At 52.6% G+C, this 18,562-nt stretch carries 20 protein-coding genes; 13 read left to right on the plus strand and 7 right to left on the minus strand.

Annotated features, from left to right (window positions below; all coding sequences use genetic code 11):
* The first annotated feature begins 7 nt into the window (after positions 1 to 7).
* Positions 8 to 898, plus strand: a complete 891-nt coding sequence (garR, locus tag HGBM_RS12530; protein WP_390620973.1) for a 2-hydroxy-3-oxopropionate reductase — start codon at positions 8 to 10, stop codon at positions 896 to 898.
* 24 nt (positions 899 to 922) lie between these two features.
* Positions 923 to 2,371, plus strand: coding sequence for a four-carbon acid sugar kinase family protein (locus HGBM_RS12535; RefSeq protein WP_019121451.1), 1,449 nt, complete (start codon positions 923 to 925; stop codon positions 2,369 to 2,371).
* A gap of 159 nt (positions 2,372 to 2,530) precedes the next feature.
* On the opposite strand, the gene HGBM_RS12540 is transcribed toward HGBM_RS12535, so the two are convergent.
* The 3 genes from HGBM_RS12540 to HGBM_RS31305 all read right to left on the minus strand — a co-directional run bounded on the left by HGBM_RS12540 (position 2,531) and on the right by HGBM_RS31305 (position 4,290).
* Positions 2,531 to 3,280, minus strand: a complete 750-nt coding sequence (locus HGBM_RS12540) for an MBL fold metallo-hydrolase (RefSeq protein ID WP_026074380.1) — start codon at positions 3,278 to 3,280, stop codon at positions 2,531 to 2,533.
* A 300-nt stretch (positions 3,281 to 3,580) separates the two neighbouring features.
* Positions 3,581 to 3,832 (minus strand): zinc ribbon domain-containing protein, encoded by a 252-nt coding sequence (locus HGBM_RS31300; protein WP_019121453.1) that lies wholly within the window; start codon positions 3,830 to 3,832, stop codon positions 3,581 to 3,583.
* Between the two features lie 212 nt (positions 3,833 to 4,044).
* A complete protein-coding gene (locus HGBM_RS31305; protein WP_026074381.1) occupies positions 4,045 to 4,290 on the minus strand; it encodes a hypothetical protein in 246 nt (81 codons plus the stop codon).
* 272 nt (positions 4,291 to 4,562) lie between these two features.
* Between HGBM_RS31305 and HGBM_RS12560 the strand changes: the two genes are divergently transcribed.
* The 6 genes from HGBM_RS12560 to HGBM_RS12585 all read left to right on the plus strand — a co-directional run bounded on the left by HGBM_RS12560 (position 4,563) and on the right by HGBM_RS12585 (position 12,519).
* Positions 4,563 to 5,396, plus strand: a complete 834-nt coding sequence (locus tag HGBM_RS12560; RefSeq protein WP_019121456.1) for a protein-glutamine gamma-glutamyltransferase — start codon at positions 4,563 to 4,565, stop codon at positions 5,394 to 5,396.
* A gap of 124 nt (positions 5,397 to 5,520) precedes the next feature.
* Positions 5,521 to 6,495, plus strand: a complete 975-nt coding sequence (locus tag HGBM_RS12565; protein WP_035287059.1) for an MBL fold metallo-hydrolase — start codon at positions 5,521 to 5,523, stop codon at positions 6,493 to 6,495.
* A gap of 95 nt (positions 6,496 to 6,590) precedes the next feature.
* Positions 6,591 to 7,910, plus strand: coding sequence for a hypothetical protein (locus tag HGBM_RS12570; protein WP_019121458.1), 1,320 nt, complete (start codon positions 6,591 to 6,593; stop codon positions 7,908 to 7,910).
* A 320-nt stretch (positions 7,911 to 8,230) separates the two neighbouring features.
* A complete protein-coding gene (locus HGBM_RS12575; RefSeq protein WP_019121459.1) occupies positions 8,231 to 9,769 on the plus strand; it encodes an AbgT family transporter in 1,539 nt (512 codons plus the stop codon).
* 48 nt (positions 9,770 to 9,817) lie between these two features.
* The gene (locus HGBM_RS12580) at positions 9,818 to 11,074 is read left to right on the plus strand and encodes an amidohydrolase (RefSeq protein WP_019121460.1); all 1,257 of its coding nucleotides are present in this window, start codon (positions 9,818 to 9,820) and stop codon (positions 11,072 to 11,074) included.
* 41 nt (positions 11,075 to 11,115) lie between these two features.
* On the plus strand, positions 11,116 to 12,519 hold the full coding sequence (locus HGBM_RS12585) for a M20 family metallopeptidase (protein WP_019121461.1): 1,404 nt from the start codon (positions 11,116 to 11,118) through the stop codon (positions 12,517 to 12,519).
* 47 nt (positions 12,520 to 12,566) lie between these two features.
* Here the strand turns inward: HGBM_RS12585 and HGBM_RS12590 are convergent, their stop codons facing one another.
* From HGBM_RS12590 to efeO, 3 genes are read right to left on the minus strand one after another with little or no spacing between them, the layout of a single operon-like run.
* Positions 12,567 to 14,339, minus strand: a complete 1,773-nt coding sequence (locus tag HGBM_RS12590) for an FTR1 family protein (RefSeq protein WP_019121462.1) — start codon at positions 14,337 to 14,339, stop codon at positions 12,567 to 12,569.
* Between the two features lie 43 nt (positions 14,340 to 14,382).
* Positions 14,383 to 15,693 carry an iron uptake transporter deferrochelatase/peroxidase subunit gene (gene efeB, locus HGBM_RS12595; RefSeq protein WP_019121463.1) on the minus strand — a complete coding sequence of 437 codons (1,311 nt, stop codon included), beginning with the start codon at positions 15,691 to 15,693 and terminating at the stop codon, positions 14,383 to 14,385.
* Positions 15,694 to 15,695: 2 nt separating this feature from the next.
* Positions 15,696 to 16,559 carry an iron uptake system protein EfeO gene (efeO, locus tag HGBM_RS12600; RefSeq protein WP_019121464.1) on the minus strand — a complete coding sequence of 288 codons (864 nt, stop codon included), beginning with the start codon at positions 16,557 to 16,559 and terminating at the stop codon, positions 15,696 to 15,698.
* A 130-nt stretch (positions 16,560 to 16,689) separates the two neighbouring features.
* Between efeO and HGBM_RS30365 the strand changes: the two genes are divergently transcribed.
* From HGBM_RS30365 to HGBM_RS12620, 5 genes are all read left to right on the plus strand, one after another.
* Positions 16,690 to 16,908 carry a hypothetical protein gene (locus tag HGBM_RS30365; RefSeq protein WP_147512877.1) on the plus strand — a complete coding sequence of 73 codons (219 nt, stop codon included), beginning with the start codon at positions 16,690 to 16,692 and terminating at the stop codon, positions 16,906 to 16,908.
* 34 nt (positions 16,909 to 16,942) lie between these two features.
* On the plus strand, positions 16,943 to 17,281 hold the full coding sequence (locus HGBM_RS12605) for a hypothetical protein (protein ID WP_019121465.1): 339 nt from the start codon (positions 16,943 to 16,945) through the stop codon (positions 17,279 to 17,281).
* Entirely contained in the window at positions 17,271 to 17,783 is a 513-nt protein-coding gene (locus HGBM_RS12610) for a hypothetical protein (RefSeq protein ID WP_026074384.1), read from the plus strand. Before HGBM_RS12605 ends, HGBM_RS12610 begins: the two co-directional genes overlap by 11 nt.
* Positions 17,784 to 17,816: 33 nt before the next feature.
* Positions 17,817 to 17,942: a hypothetical protein gene (locus tag HGBM_RS32095; RefSeq protein WP_019121467.1), complete on the plus strand. Its 126-nt coding sequence runs from the start codon at positions 17,817 to 17,819 to the stop codon at positions 17,940 to 17,942.
* 86 nt (positions 17,943 to 18,028) lie between these two features.
* Positions 18,029 to 18,256 carry a hypothetical protein gene (locus tag HGBM_RS12620; protein WP_019121468.1) on the plus strand — a complete coding sequence of 76 codons (228 nt, stop codon included), beginning with the start codon at positions 18,029 to 18,031 and terminating at the stop codon, positions 18,254 to 18,256.
* Between the two features lie 21 nt (positions 18,257 to 18,277).
* Here the strand turns inward: HGBM_RS12620 and qoxD are convergent, their stop codons facing one another.
* Positions 18,278 to 18,562 (minus strand): cytochrome aa3 quinol oxidase subunit IV, encoded by a 285-nt coding sequence (gene qoxD / locus HGBM_RS12625; RefSeq protein WP_019121469.1) that lies wholly within the window; start codon positions 18,560 to 18,562, stop codon positions 18,278 to 18,280.

Below are 18,562 nucleotides of genomic sequence, written 5' to 3' on the forward strand. Positions count from 1 at the left end.
ACATATGATGAAAGTTGGCTTTATCGGACTTGGCATTATGGGCAAACCAATGGCAAGCAATCTATTAAAAAAAGGATATGCCGTCACAGTCTGCGACATCAATGAAGACGCCGTTCACCAGCTGACCGGGCAAGGAGCAGCAAGCGCGGCCTCTCCGAAAGCGGTCGCAAATGTAAGCGATATCATCATCACCATGCTGCCAAACAACGAAATCGTGAAAAGTGTCATCTTGGGCGATGACGGCATCATCCACGGCGCGAAACCGGGCGCGATCGTTGTCGATATGAGCTCCACTTCACCGGTAGTCTCCAGGGAGATAGCCGCCCGGCTCAAGGAGCACGGCCTGCACATGCTGGACGCTCCTGTCAGCGGCGGCGAGCCGAAAGCGATCGACGGTACCTTGGCGATCATGGCGGGCGGGGATGAAGACGTCTTTCAGCAGGCCGTACCCGTACTGGCCTGCATGGGCAGGGATATTACGCTGGTCGGGGGCAGCGGCAGTGGGGCGACGGCCAAGCTTGCCAATCAAATTATCGTGAACGTCAATATCGCCGCCATGTCCGAGGCGTTCGTACTGGCCGCCAAAGCGGGAATCGACCTCGAGAAAATGTACCAGGCAATCCGCGGCGGACTAGCCGGAAGCAGTGTCCTGGATGCCAAGGTACCGATGATTCTGGAGCGCAATTTTCAAGCCGGCGGCCGTATCGACATCAACCTGAAGGATCTGACGAACGTCATGGAAACGGCAGAGGCGCTCGATGTCCCGCTGCCGCTGGCGAGCCGGGTGCTGGATATCTTCCAGACGCTGAAGGCGGAAGGAAAACAGGCGCTCGACCATTGCGGAATCGTTCAATACTATGAAAAATTGGCGAACGTAACGGTAGCGAAGAGCAAGTAAGGGGGGGGGGGGGAACTGAATCCCATGCTAATCAGGAAAAAACTTGCGAAAGAACTACTCGATCATCTGCCCGCCGTCGACAGCCAGCTTGCAGATGAATTACTCGAGAAAGAACGGCAAGGTTTCGCAAAAAAATGGATCGTGCTCGACGATGATCCTACGGGCGTACAAACCGTTCACGGCTTGTCCGTCTATACAGACTGGTCCGTGGAAAGCATCGAGCAGGGCTTTCGCGAGGAACAGTCCATGTTTTTCATCTTGACCAACTCCAGAGCGATGATCGCCAGCGAGACCGAAGCCGTTCATCGGGAAATCGCCGCGAACGTTACGGCGGTGGCGAAGAAGCTGGATCAGCCGTTCATGATCATCAGCAGGAGCGATTCCACCCTCCGCGGGCACTACCCGCTTGAGACGGAAACCTTGAAGGAAACGATTGAGGCCCATTCGGACCAGGTGCTGGACGGCGAGGTGATCATCCCCTTCTTTCAGGAAGGCGGGCGCTTTACCATTGACAATATCCACTATGTTCAGTACGAGGAGTATCTCGTACCGGCGGGTGAAACGGAATTCGCGCAGGACCGGACCTTCGGTTACACCAAATCCCATCTGGGCGAATGGGTCGAGGAAAAAACAGGCGGAAAATATAAAGCGGCGGATACCACCTACGTTTCGCTTGAGAGCATCCGGGCGCTCGCTATCGACGCGATTACAGACCAGCTGCTGCAAGTGTCCGGCTTCAACAAAATCGTCGTCAATGCCGTCGATGATGTCGACGTAAAAATTTTTACGATCGCGCTCATAAGAGCGATCAAATCGGGAAAAAATTTCGCCCTCCGAAGCGCGGCTTCTTTTGCCAAAATCATCGGCGGCCTACGTGACAAGCCCTTGCTCACAAGAGAGCAACTGATCACCGGCGAATCCGGGCGCGGCGGCCTGATCCTGGTCGGATCCCACGTAAAGAAAACGACGGAACAGCTGGAACATCTGAAGAGCTGCCCTGAGATGGAGTTCATCGAATTGGATTGCCATCTCGTAACCCACCCGGACGCGTTCAAGGCCGAGGTAGACCGAGTGATTGCCGCGACCGAAGCGCTCCTCGCCGCGGGACGTACCGTGACGGTCTACACCCGCCGGGAGAGACTTGACCTTGGAGAAGGCAGACAAGAAGAGGAACTGCAGCTCTCCGTCAAAATATCGGAAGCCGTCACAAGCATTGTGCAGCGGCTGCAGGTCAGACCAGGTTATATCGTAGCCAAAGGCGGGATTACGTCGAGCGATATCGGAACCAAGGGCCTCCGGGTACGAAGAGCCACGGTAGCAGGACAAATCAAACCGGGGATTCCAGTGTGGATCACGGGCGATGAAAGCAAGTTTCCGGGAATCCCTTACGTTATTTTCCCGGGAAATGTAGGCAAGACGACCACACTGAAGGAAACCGTTGAGCTGTTGGAAGGCAGGGAACAACAAGAGTAGGTTCAGGAACCGGATCTGCCCGGCTCCCGGCACCACCGGCCGCCGCATAGGCGGTCGGCTTCAACGCTGGATCAAGATAGACCGCCCCTTTTTTTCTGGAGCGGTCTGTTTTATGTGAAAGGCTGCAGCGATGCATGCAGTATGCGTTGAGGCAGGCCGTCATCCGTTTGCCAATTCGGCAATGCGCCGGTTGGCGTCCCCCCGGTACAGTCCGCCGTGATAACAGATCACCGCTTCGATGTCGTAGTGTGTGAGCTTCTTGAGTGATTGCACGGCCTGGTTGGCATCGACGCAGTATTGCGGTTCCGGTCCGAGCAGCTGGCCGTCTGCCACAATCATCGCATCCGCAGCGATCAGCGTCTTGCTCGGCCGGTGATACAAGCTGATATGTCCAGGCGTGTGTCCGGGTGTGCTGATGACGGTGATTCCACCGCAGTACGGCAGCTCCTCTGCATCCCCTACCGTTCGATCCACGTCAGCCTTGGGCGGGTTTTCCAGCGTCCTCTTGAAGGCGGCACGCCACTCCTCCGGCACTTCCGGCGGCAAAGAGTTAACGGCTTGGGCTATCGCCTCCGGAGTGATTTTCAGCAGCCTTTTTTCGCCTTGGATAAACGGCTTCTCCACAGCGTGCGCCAGGACCTCCAGCTTTTGCGCTGATTCATGCAGGATCGTCGGCAGATTTCCGATATGGTCCAGGTCTTGATGGGTTATGATGAGTTTGGTAAGCTTTTCAAAAGGCATCCCGGCTCTCTCCATTTCTGCACGCAAGAGCGGAAGTTGGCCCGGATAAGCTGTATCCACCAAAATCATCTGATCTTCATCCCAGATCAGGGCAGGATATACCGTTTCCTTCCTCCCCATCATCGCTGCGGAAACCTCCAGCATTGCTAAACCTTTTGCAACTAGCATCGTATCCCCCCATTGCCATTGTCGAGGAACAGCATCCCTCATTTCACCGAATATCGTATCAGATCGATAAACGATTGTAAACTAACAAAAATATTATCATAACACAAAAATAAATTTTTGTCAATGATTTTTTGGTCAAATGTTGTACGACTCCGTCTTTTTCACCATGAGTTCGATTGAAGACTCCCGCCACCTTCGCTTAGAGGTGGGAGATTCAAATGTTTCCTGTCTTATACGACAAGAATACGTTTCGGATGCTTCAAACACCCATTATCCCTTGCCGATTGGACCAGCGCAGGACTACCTTTTCCGCCCAGGTACTTTCAGGCTCCCGTTTACATCTGCATTGATCCTGAACCCTGAGTTGGACACAAAAAGGCCGCGGTGAATGCGTCGCTTGGATGCATATGCTTTTTTCGAAATCTTCTCCTCATCCAGCGCAGAACAACCGCTGGTGTACGCTTCATTCTGCTTGACAACGGTGATCCCGAGGAGTTTGGCCTTGTAGGTGATGAGATCCACAAAACGGGCATGGGGAATCTGTGCAAACATCTTGCGGGGATTCTCTTGCTTGATGTCTTTCTGATCTGCTGAAGAGCGCTTGCGTCAATCGGCAGATTGTCAGGGTGGGTGACAATCGAAAAACAGTCAACCTGATGACGTTCCTGCATCTTCTTGGACAACGAGAGCTTGAGTACATTCTCCTGAACTCGGATGGCAAAGTTGGTGAAAATGATTTCGTTTTTGCGATAGGCAACATGCTTCTATCCGGGAGGTTGAGGTGTCCCTTTGTATTTCTGCGGATTCTTCTTGAAGTCTTTGGATGCGGCAATGTAGCTCTTCCAATTTTGTTCCACCATCTTGAGACAATGCTGATAGGTATGAGAGTGGAGGTACTCCCGGGGCCAATTGGACTTTAGTTCCTTTTCCAGCTTCACATAAGAGCGAAACCCCTCTTCTCGACACAGGTGATTGGCGATGTTGTAGAGTTTGGTCGTGTGAAACGCCAAATCCTCCAGAATCGCAAGCTGCTGTGCCGACCAACGGGGAATCCACTTGTAGACCAGTTTGATTTCGATTCACCTCCTTCTCCTTAATTTACCGCAAAAAGGAAACATATGTTCCTCAAAGTAGTTCAAATGCAAAAAAATCGCATTCATCTCAACACCTGTAGGGGCGGGAGTCTTCTGCGAAAAATAAGATAAACCCGGTAAAATTCGCAAACGGTTCGGGAATTCCCTGCATACAAATAACCATCATGGAAAGCGGGGGAACAAACATCATGATCAAAATCTCTTCATCGCCTGTCGACCCGGCAGCGCTTCGCAGCGAACTGCGTTTGAACAAACTGCAGACAAGGATCTTGGACCGTATGGCGGCAAGCCAGACCGCATTCTCATACGATTCTCTCCATCAACTGCAATTTGAATTAACACTAAGAAATAACATTGTTGATTCTGCCGTTGCCCTAAATGACAGCGGGGCCGCATTTACTTCCTTTGCCAAATCGAGATGCAACCCGGTGTATTGGCGCCGTACCGAATACGGAGGATTCCAGCTGCGCGACGGAGCAAGGCCATCCGATGCGATCCGGGATATTTTCACCAATGGTTTTAAATATGCTTTTGAATGCTCGACCGCCATGGTTATTCTATTATATCGAGCCGTTCTTTCTTCTATCGGCGCTGAATCGTTTAACCGGTTGTTCCCGGATATACTCCTATACGATTGGCAGTATGGGAACAGCTTGAGGTTAACGGTGCTGACAACGGCAGAAACGGAAGTCCTCCCAGGAGATATCTTGTACTTCGACAACCCTGACTACGATCCGGAAACTCCGGAATGGCGAGGGGAAAACGCTGTGTTTTTCGGAAACGATACCTATTTTGGTCATGGGATCGGAATTACCAGCGCTGAAGAAATCATCCGTTCGCTCAATCACCAGCGAAAGCCGGGTGCGACACGCTCGGCTTATCTGCTCGACGAGGTCATTCGCCCTGATTTTGTCTTTTTGTCCCGGTACAGCAGCAGTCCGACGTTTCACCCCCGTCCTATTCGGCAGACCGTGCATGAGCGAATCGGCGTGCAGATTGGATCAACCTATATGGAATTGTGAAACAATGCTGTCCTTTCATCTACCCGGTTATTATATAATAAAATCACGACCAAGCCCGCGCCCTGTCACATCCAGGCAGAGGTGACGGAAAGCGAATACGAAGCGAGGGGCGTGAGTGCATTTGATGATGTCAAAAGAGGGCTGCACGGTTTATCCGATTATCGTTCCTGCACCCTACAGCCTGCAGTCCTTTAATTTTTATTTGATAGAAGAAGCCGGTTCCCTGACGCTGCTCGATGCCGGCATCGACACGGAACCGTGCTGGGAGCAATTCATCCAGACGTTGAATCAAAGCGGCTTTTCCGTACATGACTTGAAACAAATCATCCTCACCCATAACCACCAGGATCACATCGGTTTGATCAATCGCATTACTGCCGTGAAAGAAATGCCCGTCTATGCCCATCCGGAATCGATCCACCGGCTGAAACGGGACAAAGCGTTTTTCTCGCTGCGGGTAGAATTTTTCCGCCAGTTGTACCGGGAGATGGGATGTGGTGAGGACGGAGAACGGCAGGTGCGGAAATTGGAAAAGGCCGTACGGGACAACGAAAAAGATAAAATCCAGGCAGACATTATCCCGCTTGAAGGCATGATAGCGGGCTTGCAGGCCATCGAAACACCCGGCCATTCCCCCGATCATTTGGTGTTTCTCGATTCAAAGAGAAAGTGGCTGTTTTCCGGCGATCACCTGATCAGCCATATTTCCAGCAACGCGCTTGTTGAACCGGACCGCGAAGGCAAGCGAATCCTCACTCTATGTCAATACGTCGATTCGCTTCGCAACTGCATGGCATTGGATGCGGATACACTGTTTCCCGGACACGGCGCGCTCATTCGCAACCATCAAGAGCTCATTGTCAAAAGATTGAGCCGAATCGAGGAAAAGTCGGCGAAAATCCGGCGTATGCTCGAATCCGGGATGACTACAGCAAGCCAGTTGGCTCAATCCTATTATCAGGATAAATACCGCAGCCAGTTTGCCCTGGTCATGTCGGAAATCATCGGTCTGCTGGATTATATGGAAGTCCAAAATACAGTCCAAAAAGAGCGAAAACAAGGTGTCTGGCACTACTATGCCGCTGGGCCGACATCATGAGCCGCAGCAACGAGATACTGCGTCACTGTCGAAGCCGCACAGGAAACTTTGCTATAATCATAAATAAAACAACAACTACAGGAGTATAGCGAGTTATGTATAGAATTGGAGTTGTCGGGCCGCCTCCCTCCATTGAGCGAATCCTTGACGTTGCTAATGAGTTTGAACACGACGAAATTGAGTTTGTCCCCTTTCCGTATGAAGACGCGAAAGAAGTGAGCGGCATCATTCAAGAGCACAACCCGGAATTCAACGGCTGGTTTTTTTCCGGACCGATTCCGTTTACGATTGCTCGCAAGGTCCTGAGTACGGAAGCCAATTGTGTGTACTGTCCCCCTACAGGCTCCAACCTGTACAGGTGTTTTTTGCAAATGGCTTTCGAACACAACATCGTGGTGAGACGAGTCTCCGTCGACATGATTGAGTCAGAGGGAAAGTACCTGCGGGAGGCATTCGCCGAGTTGGAGATTCCGCCGGAAGAAACCTATGTGCGGACTTTTGACGAACACTACGATCCCCAGTCGATCGCGCAGTTCCACCTTCAACTGTGGCGGGAGGGAAAAACACAGGGAGCTTTTACGACGCTGCTTTCCGTCTATCGAGCCTTAAAGCGGGAGGGCGTTCCCGTTTATCGGGTGCTGATGACCAAAATGGAAATCAGGCAGGCGATGAAAATTGTCGTAGAGAAGGCGCGCAGCTCTTACTTTAAGGATACGCAGATCGGCGTGGAAATCATTGAGATCGAACAATTTGACAAGATTGCCGAAAAATCAAACGCGCGCTATCATCTGCAGCATTTGGAGTTAAAGATCAAACAAACCTTGCTGCTTCTCTGCGAAAAACTGGACGGTTCTTTGATGGACAACGGAAATGGACGCTACCAGATATTCAGTTCCCGCGGCGCGATTGAGCGGGAAATCGATGAGCTTCGCCAGACCGTTCAACAGCTGTCCCTTGACGCCGATGTCTCTGTTGCGGTAGGGATCGGATTCGGCGAGACTGCTTTCTCAGCGGAAAGCCATGCGCGAAAGGCGCTGCAGCACGCGAAGGACAAGCCTGATTCCGGGATTGTGATCGTGCAGGATGACGGCGTCATCATTGAATACGCAGGCGGACTCGAACAGTTAACCTACTCCTATCGCTCCAGCGACAAAGGTTTGCTCGAAAAATTAAACAAGGCCAATGTCAGCATCAAAACATACAAAAGGATCGAAGCATTGGTACACCGGATGGGCTGGAACTCGTTTACTACCTCGGACATCGCCTCTCACCTCACCATGACTGTTCGAAATGCGCAGCGGATCATGGGAAGCCTTTGCGAGTGCGGATTGGCCGAGTTAAAAGGGGAAGAACTCCAGTCGCTTCGCGGAAGGCCTAAAAAAATGTACCGATTAATCAAAAAGGAACCCACGTGAACACCCAAAGAGTTTTGGGTGTTTTTCCCATTATTCTCAAAATAACAACTGTATTGAATTTAGATTAGCATCACTATATAATTTATTTAACGAAAATTTCTCTTTGTATTCGTTTAATCGGGTTATAAAGAGGACAAAATTCCCGAAAGAAAGGAGTTGGCAGAAAACACTGATTTTATTTAAAATTCTTTCGCTATCTAAGTAAGGGCTTACATCGAAACGCCGACCACGAAATCACTTTTTCCGCCGGAGCCCCAAAAGATGTACCGAAACGGAAAGAAGATGGTAACGAACAATAGAATTGCCCAAGGGGGATTGCAATGAGCGCGAAACAAATGGATACACACCTTCAAGAGCAGCGGATCCAGGCTACGGGAATTTTAAAATGGGTCGAAAGGATCGGAAACAAGCTTCCCAATCCCTTCATGCTCTTCATTTACTTAATTGTGATTCTGATGCCTTTGACAGCAATCTTATCTATTTTCAATGTTGCTGCGATCGATCCGATCAAAAACGAACAGGTCCACGTAAAAAACCTGCTCAGCCAGGAAGGTCTGCAATGGCTTTTGCCTAACATCATCAAAAACTTTTCCTCCTTCCTGCCGCTGGGGTCCATCTTGACCCTGATGCTCGGGGTAGGTTTGGCAGAGAAAGTGGGCCTGCTGGAGTCCGTCATCCGAAAAATGTCGTTACGCGTCAGTGCGAAGTATGCCAGTTATCTGGTAGCGTTCATCGCATTCTTCAGCCACGTTTCATCCGATGCGGCATTCGTCATTATGCCTCCCCTTGGCGCGCTGATCTTTCTTGCCGTGGGACGCCACCCCGTAGCTGGATTGCTTGCCGCCATTGCCGGTGTCGGTTCCGGTTTTACCGCGAATATCTTAATCGTCACGACCGATGTTCTGCTCTCGGGAATCAGCTCGGAAATCTCCAAATCGGTTGATCCGAATGTGACGGTGAGCGTCTTGGACAACTGGTTCTTCATGGCGACTTCCGTCTTCCTGCTTTCAGCGGTTATCGGTTTCATCACAGACAAGTTCATCGAACCGAAGCTGGGCAAGTATCAAGGCAGAACCGATAAAAAATTGGAAGACTTGACACCCGTGCAGAAGAAAGGCCTGCGGGCGGCAGGAATTGCAGCCATCGTGTTTATTGCAATCATGGCAGCTTTGGTTGTACCGGAAAACGGCCTGCTTCGCGATCCAAAAACCGGGACCATCGTTCCTTCTCCATTCATCTCGGGTATCGTCCCTGTTATCCTGCTCTTCTTTTTCACGGTTTCTATCGCATATGGAATCACCGTGGGAGCGATTAAGAAGCAGAACGACATCCCTGCGCTGTTAACCGATCCGATCAAAGGCATGGCCGGTTTTATCGTAATGGTCTTCCCGCTTTCCCAGTTCGTCGCGATGTTCAACTGGAGCAACATGGGAAGCTTCCTCGCCCTGTTTATTACCGATCTGTTAGAAAAATTAAACATGACAGGCGCGCCTGTATTTATCGGATTGATGTTCCTGTCTGCGTTTCTCTGTATGTTTATCGCCAGCGGTTCTGCGATCTGGTCCCTGTTGGCACCCGTATTTGTTCCGATGTTCATGGCGCTTGGCTACCATCCCGCCTTTGCGCAAATCACGTTCCGGATTGCTGATTCTTCCGTGATCCCGTTCGCGATTATCTCACCGTTTATTCCGTTATTCTTGAACTTTTTGCAGGAGTACCAGAAGGATGCCAAATTAGGAACGTACTATTCCTTGATTTTCCCTTATCCAATCGCCATCTTCCTGGTTTGGACGCTCCTGCTGGTTGTCTGGTATTTCCTGGGTCTGCCGATCGGTCCCGGTGTTTATCCCAGAATGTAGCACCTGGTGGACATCACCGAAAAAAACATCGTTGGGAGATGACGTAGTTTGGATATTATTTCGTTGCGCAGAGATTTTCACATGCATCCCGAGGTGGGGTTCACGGAATTTCGTACCGCCTCCAAAGTGGTGGAAATATTGACAGCTCTCGGGTACGAAGTCATCTATGGCAAAGACGCGATGGACGGTCCCTCCCGCCGCGGGCTGCCGACGGAGGAAGTGCTGGAGGCAGCTTACGCGCGAGCCCTGCGGGACGGGGCAAATCCTGCCGTCGTTGAACAGATGAGGGGTGGGTTCACTGCCGTCATCGGCATCCTGAAGGGAAAAGCAGCCGGCCCTACCGTCGCCTTCCGCTTTGACATGGATGCCCTGCCGGTTCTTGAGAGCACAGATGCTGACCACTTCCCGCAGTCGGCAGGGTTCCGCTCCGTGTATGAAGGCAATATGCATGCCTGCGCCCATGACGGACATACCGCCATCGGATTGGGGCTGGCGGCGGAACTGGCGGACGGAGATTTTGCCGGAACCGTGAAGCTGATTTTCCAGCCCGCCGAAGAAGGCGTGCGCGGAGCCTACTCCATCGTCCAAAAAGGAATGCTGGACGATGTCGATTACATTTTTTGCCATCACCTCGGAACCAACCTTCCCTTGGGCGAGATCCACGGCGGCTCTTCCGGATTCCTGGCTACGACGAAGCTGGCCGTTCATTTTCACGGCGTCTCTTCCCACGCCGGGGCCACTCCGGAAAAAGGGCGGAACGCCTTGCTGGGAGCCGCTACCGCCCTGTTGAACATTCATGCGATCCCGCGTTTCAGTTCGGGTTCCACCCGCGTCAACGTAGGGGTCCTGGAAGGAGGCACGGCGGCCAACATCATTCCCTCCTATGCCAAAATGATCGTGGAAACGCGTTCGGCGACCGAGGAAGTAAACCGGGAACTGGAGCAGCGGGTGCGCAACATCATCGCCCACAGTGCCGCCATGCACGAGCTGGAGCATGAAATCGAGGTCATCGGCGCCGCCATCCCGATCGACTACGACGAGGACATGGCCGCATTGGTGATCGAGGAGGCCAAACAGGTCGAAGGGTTTACCGCCTTTAAAGTCGGGGCTGCCAATTCCATGGGAAGCGAGGATGCCAGCTTCCTGATCCGGCGGGTGCAGGAGCGCGGCGGAAAAGGAACGTATATGGCCATTGGCACGGATATCCCCGCCCCCCATCACCATCCCAAGTTTGATATTCAGGAGGAGATCCTGCCTCGGGCTGTCCGGCTGCTGCATCGCATTGCCAGACGTATGCTGAAGTGATGCCTTCGGCCGGACTGTAAAAAGAAAGGAAGTAATCAAGCATGCATGGAAAACGGATTTCGGAAATGATCGAAGAGAAACGTGACCTTTTTATCCAGGTGAGCGATCAGATCTGGGAGTATGCGGAAACCCGCTTTGAGGAATTTCGTTCCGCCGAGCTTCTCTGCAAAACGCTGGAGGACCAAGGATTTACGGTTGAGCGGGGAGTCGGCGGGATCGAGACGGCTTTTATCGGGAGCTATGGAAGCGGGGCTCCTGTCGTCGCCATCCTGGGCGAATACGACGCCTTGTCCGGAATGAGCCAAAAGAAGGGCTGCGCCAAGGAAGAGCCGCTGGTGCCGGGCGGAAACGGACACGGATGCGGTCACAATCTGCTCGGGACGGGGTCATTGGCCGCTGCGGTAGCCGTCAAGCAGTACATGGAGGAAAACAACATGTCCGGGACGGTCCGCTACTATGGCTGCCCCGGCGAAGAAGGCGGCTCCGGCAAAGCCTTCATGGCCAGAGAAGGGCTGTTCGATGACGTCGATTTTGCCCTCTGCTGGCATCCGATGGGATACAACGCGATCATGGCGGTGGACTCCCTCGCCAATTACCAGGTTTACTTCAGGTTTAAGGGAAAAAGCGCTCACGCGGCGGCCAGCCCGCACTTGGGACGAAGCGCCCTGGATGCGGTAGAGCTGATGAATATCGGCGTGAACTACCTGCGGGAACACATCATTTCCGATGCGCGAATCCATTACGCCATCACCAATACGGGCGGTCTCTCCCCCAATGTGGTGCAGGCCAATGCGGAGGTGCTTTACCTGGTGCGTGCCCCCAAGGTTCCCCAGGTGCAGGAAATTTACGAGCGGGTGTGCAAGATTGCCCAAGGGGCCGCGCTCATGACGGAAACCGAGCTGGAAATCGTCTTCGACAAAGCCTGCTCCAACCTGGTGCAGAACAAAACCATCGAATCTGTCATGTACAGAAACTTCCAGAAATTGGGCGTCCCTGTGTTTGACGAAACGGAACTTCAGCTGGCCAAAGAAGTTCGCGCTACGCTGACCGAACAAGAAAGACGCACGTCGATAAAAGTGTCGCCGGACGCCCCCGACATGGATCTGGTCGATTGGCTGATTCCCTACACAGGTGATCCGGTTCCGCTGAACGGGTCCACAGATGTAGGCGATGTCAGCTGGATTACTCCTACGGCTCAATGCAATACAGCCTGCTTTGTCAACGGCTCGACGCTTCACTCCTGGCAATGGGTCACCCTCGGGGCCACCTCCATCGGCCATAAAGGGATGCTGCACGCCGGAAAAGTCATGGCGGCTACAGCAATCGACATGTTAAACCATCCGGAGCTGATCGAACAAGCCAAAAGCGAGCTGAAACAGCGGTTGGGCAGCGAAAAATACGTATCTCCCATCCCGGCCGGCGTCAAGCCATCCGTCAAAAAATAGCAAACGAGCAGGGGCTGCCCGAAAGCAGCCCCTGTTTTGTGTTCCTCTTACGGTTGCACCGTGCGCGTCCTCGCCTGTCTTTCCGTCCAGACCAGCTCGCCGATGACAAACAGCAGCAGCAAGGCTTGGGGAATCACCGTTTCCAGGGATGGATAAAAACCAATCCATTCGGCAAACGGCAGGCCGCCAATCTGGTGAGCAGGCAGCAGATTCGTCACCTGCAGGACGTGGATGCTGACTCCCAGGATTTTGAAGGCAATGGCGTAGATCAAAATTGTGGCGCACGTGAAGAAAAATCGGATCGGCAGCTTGACACTGCAGAGAATCAGGATAAAGCCGATGACGAATAAGGCGGCCAGCGCACAGGCAATCCCGGTCAACAGTTGGTGCAGGCTGATGGCTGGGGCCATTCCGGCGTAAAAGACGATGGTTTCCGCGCCTTCGCGAAAAATCGCAAAAAAGCTGACGGCCGCCATCGACCAAAGTCCCCCTTTGGCCATAGCCGATCCAAGCTGCCGATTGATGTATTGGTTCCAGTTTTGAATATTGGCCTTGCGATGCAGCCACACGCCGACCGTAAACATCATCACGACCGCAACAATCCCGGTCAGGCCTTCGATGTATTCGCGGCTGGTACTGGCGGCTGCCTTGGAAAAATACATCGTGATGAACACGGCCAGCAGTGCGCTGCAGACGATGCCCAATCCGATCCCTGCCCAGATCCACTTTTGCTTGTCGGCCTGATTCGCTTTTTTCAAAAATGACAGCAATGCTGACACGATCAGCAGGGCTTCCAGTCCTTCGCGGAGCAGCACGAGTGCCGCATCCCACGCTGTGTAGCTCTGATCGCCCTCCAGAAAAGGCGTTAATTTTTCTTTGACTTCCCGGATGATTTTTTCCGTTCGCTCAATGTCGGGCTGCTTGGAGCCAAGCAAGCTGATCGACAGCGGGATTTGACTCTCGATTTGCGTGTATAAGCCGGCCGAGCGGGTCTGCACCTGCCCTTCGACCAGCGGCCAAATCGTCACGAATTGGTTCAGCTTCGCGATCGCTGTTTGCAGATCCTGCGACTGAATCGCCGCGTCCGCAGCCTTCAGCAGATCGACCAGGTCCTGCAGCGAAGCGTCCGCCTGCTCGTTCGCCTGATTTGCCTGTTTGCCGCCGCCTTGGAGGAAATGGTCCAGCGCCTGTTTTAAGGCGGCAAGACTTTCCAGCGCCTTTTGTTGATCGACAGGCTCTTGATTCAAAGCGATGCGGATGTACATCAGATTTTTTTCAATTTCGCCGTAGTCCGCTATGCTTGCCTGTTGGACAGCGGATTCCGCCTTCAGCCACTGGCTGTTGAACGACTTATAGTACGCTTTGGCCTGCGCCTGGTTTTGATTTTTGACCTCGTCGATCATCCGGTCGGCCAGCGGCAGCAGCTGCTTGACTTTTTCTTTGCCGTCGTCCTTTTTGCCGCCCTGCAGCGCAGCTTCATACGCATTGGTCGCATGGGACAGCTGCGCAAGCGCTTCGTAGACCGAATTTTTGTCCCGGGGATTTTCTCCCATGACGTCTTGCACGCGGGCGAGGGCATCGTCTACTTGTTTTGCCTCCGGATTGTCCTGCTTGATTTGTTTCCAGCTGTCCTGAAACTTCTGCAAATCATCGAGAATGGGCTGCCAATTTTCGTCTTTCGATTTTACCAACGCATCTCCGACGTGAACAAACAACTCATCGGTAGAGGGTGCGGCGGCAGCGGGCAGCGCGACGACGGCAACCAACAGCAGGACGAGGGCAAACAGGCCTAGCGGGCAAATCTTCTTTTTCATCTCCATGCGAAACGAACTCCTCTTTTCTCGGTGTAAAACGGGAGAAGCTCTATGAAAAGAGCGCCTCTCCCAAGTAACTGCCCTGTTTGACTCCGGGGAAGCAAGCGAATATGCCGCTGCCGCGATGGACGATGTACTCGTTTAGCTTGTCATTCTTCGCCAGGTTTTGCTGGATGGGAATAAATTGTCTTGCGGGATCGCGTTGAAAACAGATGAATAAGTGTCCGGCATTTAGGGCGCCTGTTTTTGGTTCAATCCCGTCCGCATAGGAAAAAGAGCGGCGCAGAAGCTTCACCTGTCCATCTCCGTGGGCAATGCGGGCATGGGCCGTCGCCGGTATGACAAGCTGGCCGTTTTTGTCTTTTCGGTTGAGATCAAGCGGTTCAAACTCGTCTTGGCCGCCAAGCGGCGCTCCGCTGTCCCGATGACGCCCGAACGTATCCTCCTGATCGCGAAGCGTTGTCCGATCCCATACTTCGATCCGCATTTGGATCCGCCTGACGACCAGGTATGTCCCTCCTGCCAGCCAGGCCGGGCCATCCTGCGGCTGCACCCAGACGTACTGATTCATCAGCTTCGGATCGTTTACATCCGGATTGCCCGTGCCGTCCTTAAACCCGAATAAATTGCGCGGCGTCGCTTTCTTGGGGTCGGCCTGATGCGTGCGCTGAAACCCGGCTTGCGTCCAGCGCACCGCAGCGATTCCGCGGGCCCTGCGGGTGAGATTGCGCAAAGCGTGAAAGGCGACCTGCGGATCGTCGGCGCAAACCTGTACGCACACGTCTCCGCCGCACCACTCCGGCTGCAAATCGTCCAGCGGAAACACCGGCAACTCGCTCAGCGCCTGCGGACGCTTGGCCCCCAGACCGAAGCGATCGACACCGTCTTTCAGAAAGAAACTGGGGCCCACGCCAAACGTAATCGTCAGATTGGACGGCAGCAAACCTGCTGCTTCCCCCGTGTCTGCCGGAGGTACGTACTCGTTGGCGAGCTTCTCAGCCACATCTCTTCCCTGTGTCATGTTGGCAGCCGCCGCGGTCCAGTCCCGAAACAAGTCGATTACTTCCGGGCGTTTTTCTGCCGTGATGTCAAACGAGGCAAAGTACACGTGGTTTTGCACCTCGGTCAAAATCCCGGCCTGATGCTCGCCATAAAACGGCACGATTCCCCCTGCGGCACCCGCTTTGTTCATGCTGCCGGAGCCGGACGCTTGGGTCAACGCCAAGACGCCGCCCATGCCGCTCGCGCCGACAAGGGCGCCGATCCCGCCAATCCCGGCCAGCTTCAGCATGTTCCGCCGAGAAATCGGCTGAGTCAGAAAATCGGATGTCCCCGCCTTGTTTCGACTCTCGTCCGTCATACCTATCCCTCCAGCACAATCCCCATATTGGACAGCGGCTCTGCCAAATTGTCGATCGCCTGGCTCAGTTTTTTGATTTGCTCCTCCCCCAGCTCGGTATACAGGACATACCCCTCGCCTTTTTTGCAGGAGGCCAGCAGCTTATCTACCTCTGCGAAGCGCTTTTCAATCTCTTGCGACAGGCCGCTGTCTTTTTTCTCGATGGCCGGCTTTAAGAGTTCATAGATTTTCTCCGCCCCTTCCACGTTGGCCGCAAAGTCGTACAGGTCTGTGTGCGAATAGCGCTCCTCCTCCCCTGTCACTTTCGATGAAGAGACCTCGTTGAGTAATTCGACGGCACCTGTAACCAACATTTGTGGCGTAACTTCTACCGTCTCCACTTTTCCCCGCAGCAGTTTGGCATCGTTTATCAGCTGGTCGGCATACGTTTCGTATCCTTTGGTTGTCTTGTCGATCCACAAGCCTTTTTCAATGCGGTGAAACCCCCTCCATTCCTCGTCAGGCACGTCGTTTTCGCGGGCGTCGATATCGGGGTCGAGATCCCCGAGCGCTTCTGCAATCGGTTCGATGCGTTCGTAGAACATCCGGGTCGGCGCGTACAGTGCTTGTGCCTTCTCAAGGTCGCCGTTCTTCACGGCGTCCGTAAAGGACTCCGTCGCTTGGACGAACTGGTCGATCTGCTCAAGCGCGTACGCCCGGTAGCTGTCCGTTACGCTCTTCATTTCTTCGCTTACATCGGCTCCGCCGGCAGGTTTGCTCTCCTGCGGAGGCTGCGGTGCTGCTTTGTCGGCCGGTTGACTGCCGCACCCGAACAGCACTGCACTGACGATCAGCAGCATGGATGTGAATGCAACGGTTTTTTTCATAGACAATCCTCTCCTCATATGGGATCACGTTTGATTAGGGCAGTATTATTATAAGGGGAATGATAATCATTTTCAATTGTTTTTTTCTGCTCATCCGCCCCCTCCGTCCCCATGTTCTGTTTTCCCTTACATGAAGGAATTCGATAAGACAAATATTCGTTTCATAACGGGTTTGACGTCGCCTTGTCCGAATCAGCCCTTTGCCAGCGTGTTTCCCGACGGCGACGGGATCGGTGTCTACACGGATGCGCAAAAGACGATTGAACAGTTTCACCGCCGGTCGCCAAAAGACGCCGAGTCCTGGCAGCAGCTGCTTTGTAACACTTCCTCCCCTGCCGCGTCTTACTAAAGAAGAGGCAGAATAATCTAAAGGAGAACATAAAATGAAAACGGGATGGCTAGGAATACCGCTTAGCATGGCGTTTGCAGCGGAGGCGCAAAAGCGCTGTTGGCAGTTTTCTGACGGGGGCTGGGGAATACAAGGACAGTGGTTGACCTTTACGCCAAAAGACGGGGAAGTGGTATACCGGTATTTGGGCCCGGACCTTGGCATGAAAGAAAAACTGGCGAAAGAGGCGGTCGAACAATTTCTTGCGGAAAACGGGCAGCTCATTGAGGATAACGGCCGACTGGCACAGCCGGATGCGGACAGCGGCAGCATGTTCATGTGGAAACATGCAATGATTATCTCGTCAAGCCAGCACGGGGGCAATGACCATTAAAAAAGGATTGCTGTATGCCGTATTATCTATCATATTGGCTGGTTGCCAAACGCAACCAGATGCGAGGCCAGTGTCAGAAAATCCGGTAAGCTCCGATGAGGAACCCCAGCAGGAGAATCAAGCAAATTCAAAAGACATCTGGCTGTATCTCTATCGTGAAAACCCCTTAAAATCCCAACCAGAGTTGATCGATTTGCGGTATTCACCTGAAGAAGTGGCGGCAGTTGAAAACTGGCTCAAAGCGGGGAAACCTGACAGCAAAATCGATCGAAGCAAGGTAGACAAAATCTACATGCTTCAATTTCAGTTTCTGAAAGACAAGGCGGTAACGGATCAGGAGTATTACATGTACATAAAAACGAACGACGGCAGTTTTTATGCGAAAAAATTTCAATTCAATGTGGATTATACCTTTGAAGAATTCCATGCTGATCGTAAAAAGAAGCTGCTGGACCTCATTGGGATGGAGGATTGGCTAGAGGTAAGCGAACTCCCGAATTGATCGAACCCGCCAACAAGTTTAGAAGCTCAAGATTTGACGATTTCGCCCGAATACATCACCTCTTCCCCGGTCTATGTACTGGAAGCGGAGGGAGAGGTGAGAGGCTTTTACGGCCTGAAGCCGAGCTGGGGCATCGGCACTCCCCGGGATCACAGATAAGCGAAGGTGGCGGGAGTTTTCTACTTCTTAATAATTGACATTTTTGTGAACAAGATCGATAATATTGACAAAGGAGATGAACGAACATGGACTTGAAAGGGAAAATGATAAACTCTGTGAACTATGTTGGCATCACGGTTCTCTCAATAGGTGTCATTCTTTTCTTACTAGGTTTTTTTGAAAACGGTTACGCTGTGTTCACTTCGATTGGCATCGGTACCGTCGTTGGAGCTGTTTTTATCTTTCTCATCGGCATGTTTTTTGTCGCGACGGAAGAGATGCTGGAAAAGACAAAAAAAGGAGCGCCATTGTAGACGCTCCTCTTTTTCATCGGATTACACGTAGCCCCAAATCATGCATAACAACGTTCCGAAAATCGTGACCAAAGCGATGAATACTCCGTAGTATACATTCGTGTAGATTGCCCCTTTGTCCTTCGTTTCACCTGCGTGCATAAACACGACAAGCTGAAGGCCTGCCTGTACGAATGCTGTTACGAGAAGAATGGTCATGCCTGCCGCGTATGACATGTCAAAGAAGTAAACCGCAAGCGCCACTGCGGTAAGGAGCAGCGAAAACAGAAAGCCCATTACTTGTTTGCGCGGGAACAATTCGCTCAT

Origin of the sequence: Brevibacillus massiliensis (assembly GCF_000311785.1) — a bacterium.
In the GTDB taxonomy this organism is placed as follows: domain Bacteria; phylum Bacillota; class Bacilli; order Brevibacillales; family Brevibacillaceae; genus Brevibacillus_C; species Brevibacillus_C massiliensis.

Bases quoted from the DNA above. Each gene is read 5' to 3' on its own strand.
- HGBM_RS12575 (WP_019121459.1), top strand. From the start codon at position 8,231: ATGAGCGCGAAACAAATGGATACACACCTTCAAGAGCAGCGGATCCAG.
- efeB (WP_019121463.1), bottom strand. From the start codon at position 15,693: ATGACGGACGAGAGTCGAAACAAGGCGGGGACATCCGATTTTCTGACT.
- HGBM_RS12565 (WP_035287059.1), top strand. From the start codon at position 5,521: ATGATGTCAAAAGAGGGCTGCACGGTTTATCCGATTATCGTTCCTGCA.
- HGBM_RS12610 (WP_026074384.1), top strand. From the start codon at position 17,271: ATGACCATTAAAAAAGGATTGCTGTATGCCGTATTATCTATCATATTG.
- HGBM_RS12605 (WP_019121465.1), top strand. From the start codon at position 16,943: ATGAAAACGGGATGGCTAGGAATACCGCTTAGCATGGCGTTTGCAGCG.
- HGBM_RS12620 (WP_019121468.1), top strand. From the start codon at position 18,029: ATGGACTTGAAAGGGAAAATGATAAACTCTGTGAACTATGTTGGCATC.
- HGBM_RS12590 (WP_019121462.1), bottom strand. From the start codon at position 14,339: ATGGAGATGAAAAAGAAGATTTGCCCGCTAGGCCTGTTTGCCCTCGTC.
- HGBM_RS12535 (WP_019121451.1), top strand. From the start codon at position 923: ATGCTAATCAGGAAAAAACTTGCGAAAGAACTACTCGATCATCTGCCC.
- HGBM_RS12560 (WP_019121456.1), top strand. From the start codon at position 4,563: ATGATCAAAATCTCTTCATCGCCTGTCGACCCGGCAGCGCTTCGCAGC.
- efeO (WP_019121464.1), bottom strand. From the start codon at position 16,559: ATGAAAAAAACCGTTGCATTCACATCCATGCTGCTGATCGTCAGTGCA.
- HGBM_RS30365 (WP_147512877.1), top strand. From the start codon at position 16,690: ATGAAGGAATTCGATAAGACAAATATTCGTTTCATAACGGGTTTGACG.
- HGBM_RS31300 (WP_019121453.1), bottom strand. From the start codon at position 3,832: ATGTTTGCACAGATTCCCCATGCCCGTTTTGTGGATCTCATCACCTAC.
- HGBM_RS12540 (WP_026074380.1), bottom strand. From the start codon at position 3,280: ATGCTAGTTGCAAAAGGTTTAGCAATGCTGGAGGTTTCCGCAGCGATG.
- qoxD (WP_019121469.1), bottom strand. From the start codon at position 18,562: ATGAGCGAATTGTTCCCGCGCAAACAAGTAATGGGCTTTCTGTTTTCG.
- HGBM_RS12585 (WP_019121461.1), top strand. From the start codon at position 11,116: ATGCATGGAAAACGGATTTCGGAAATGATCGAAGAGAAACGTGACCTT.
- HGBM_RS12570 (WP_019121458.1), top strand. From the start codon at position 6,591: ATGTATAGAATTGGAGTTGTCGGGCCGCCTCCCTCCATTGAGCGAATC.
- garR (WP_390620973.1), top strand. From the start codon at position 8: ATGAAAGTTGGCTTTATCGGACTTGGCATTATGGGCAAACCAATGGCA.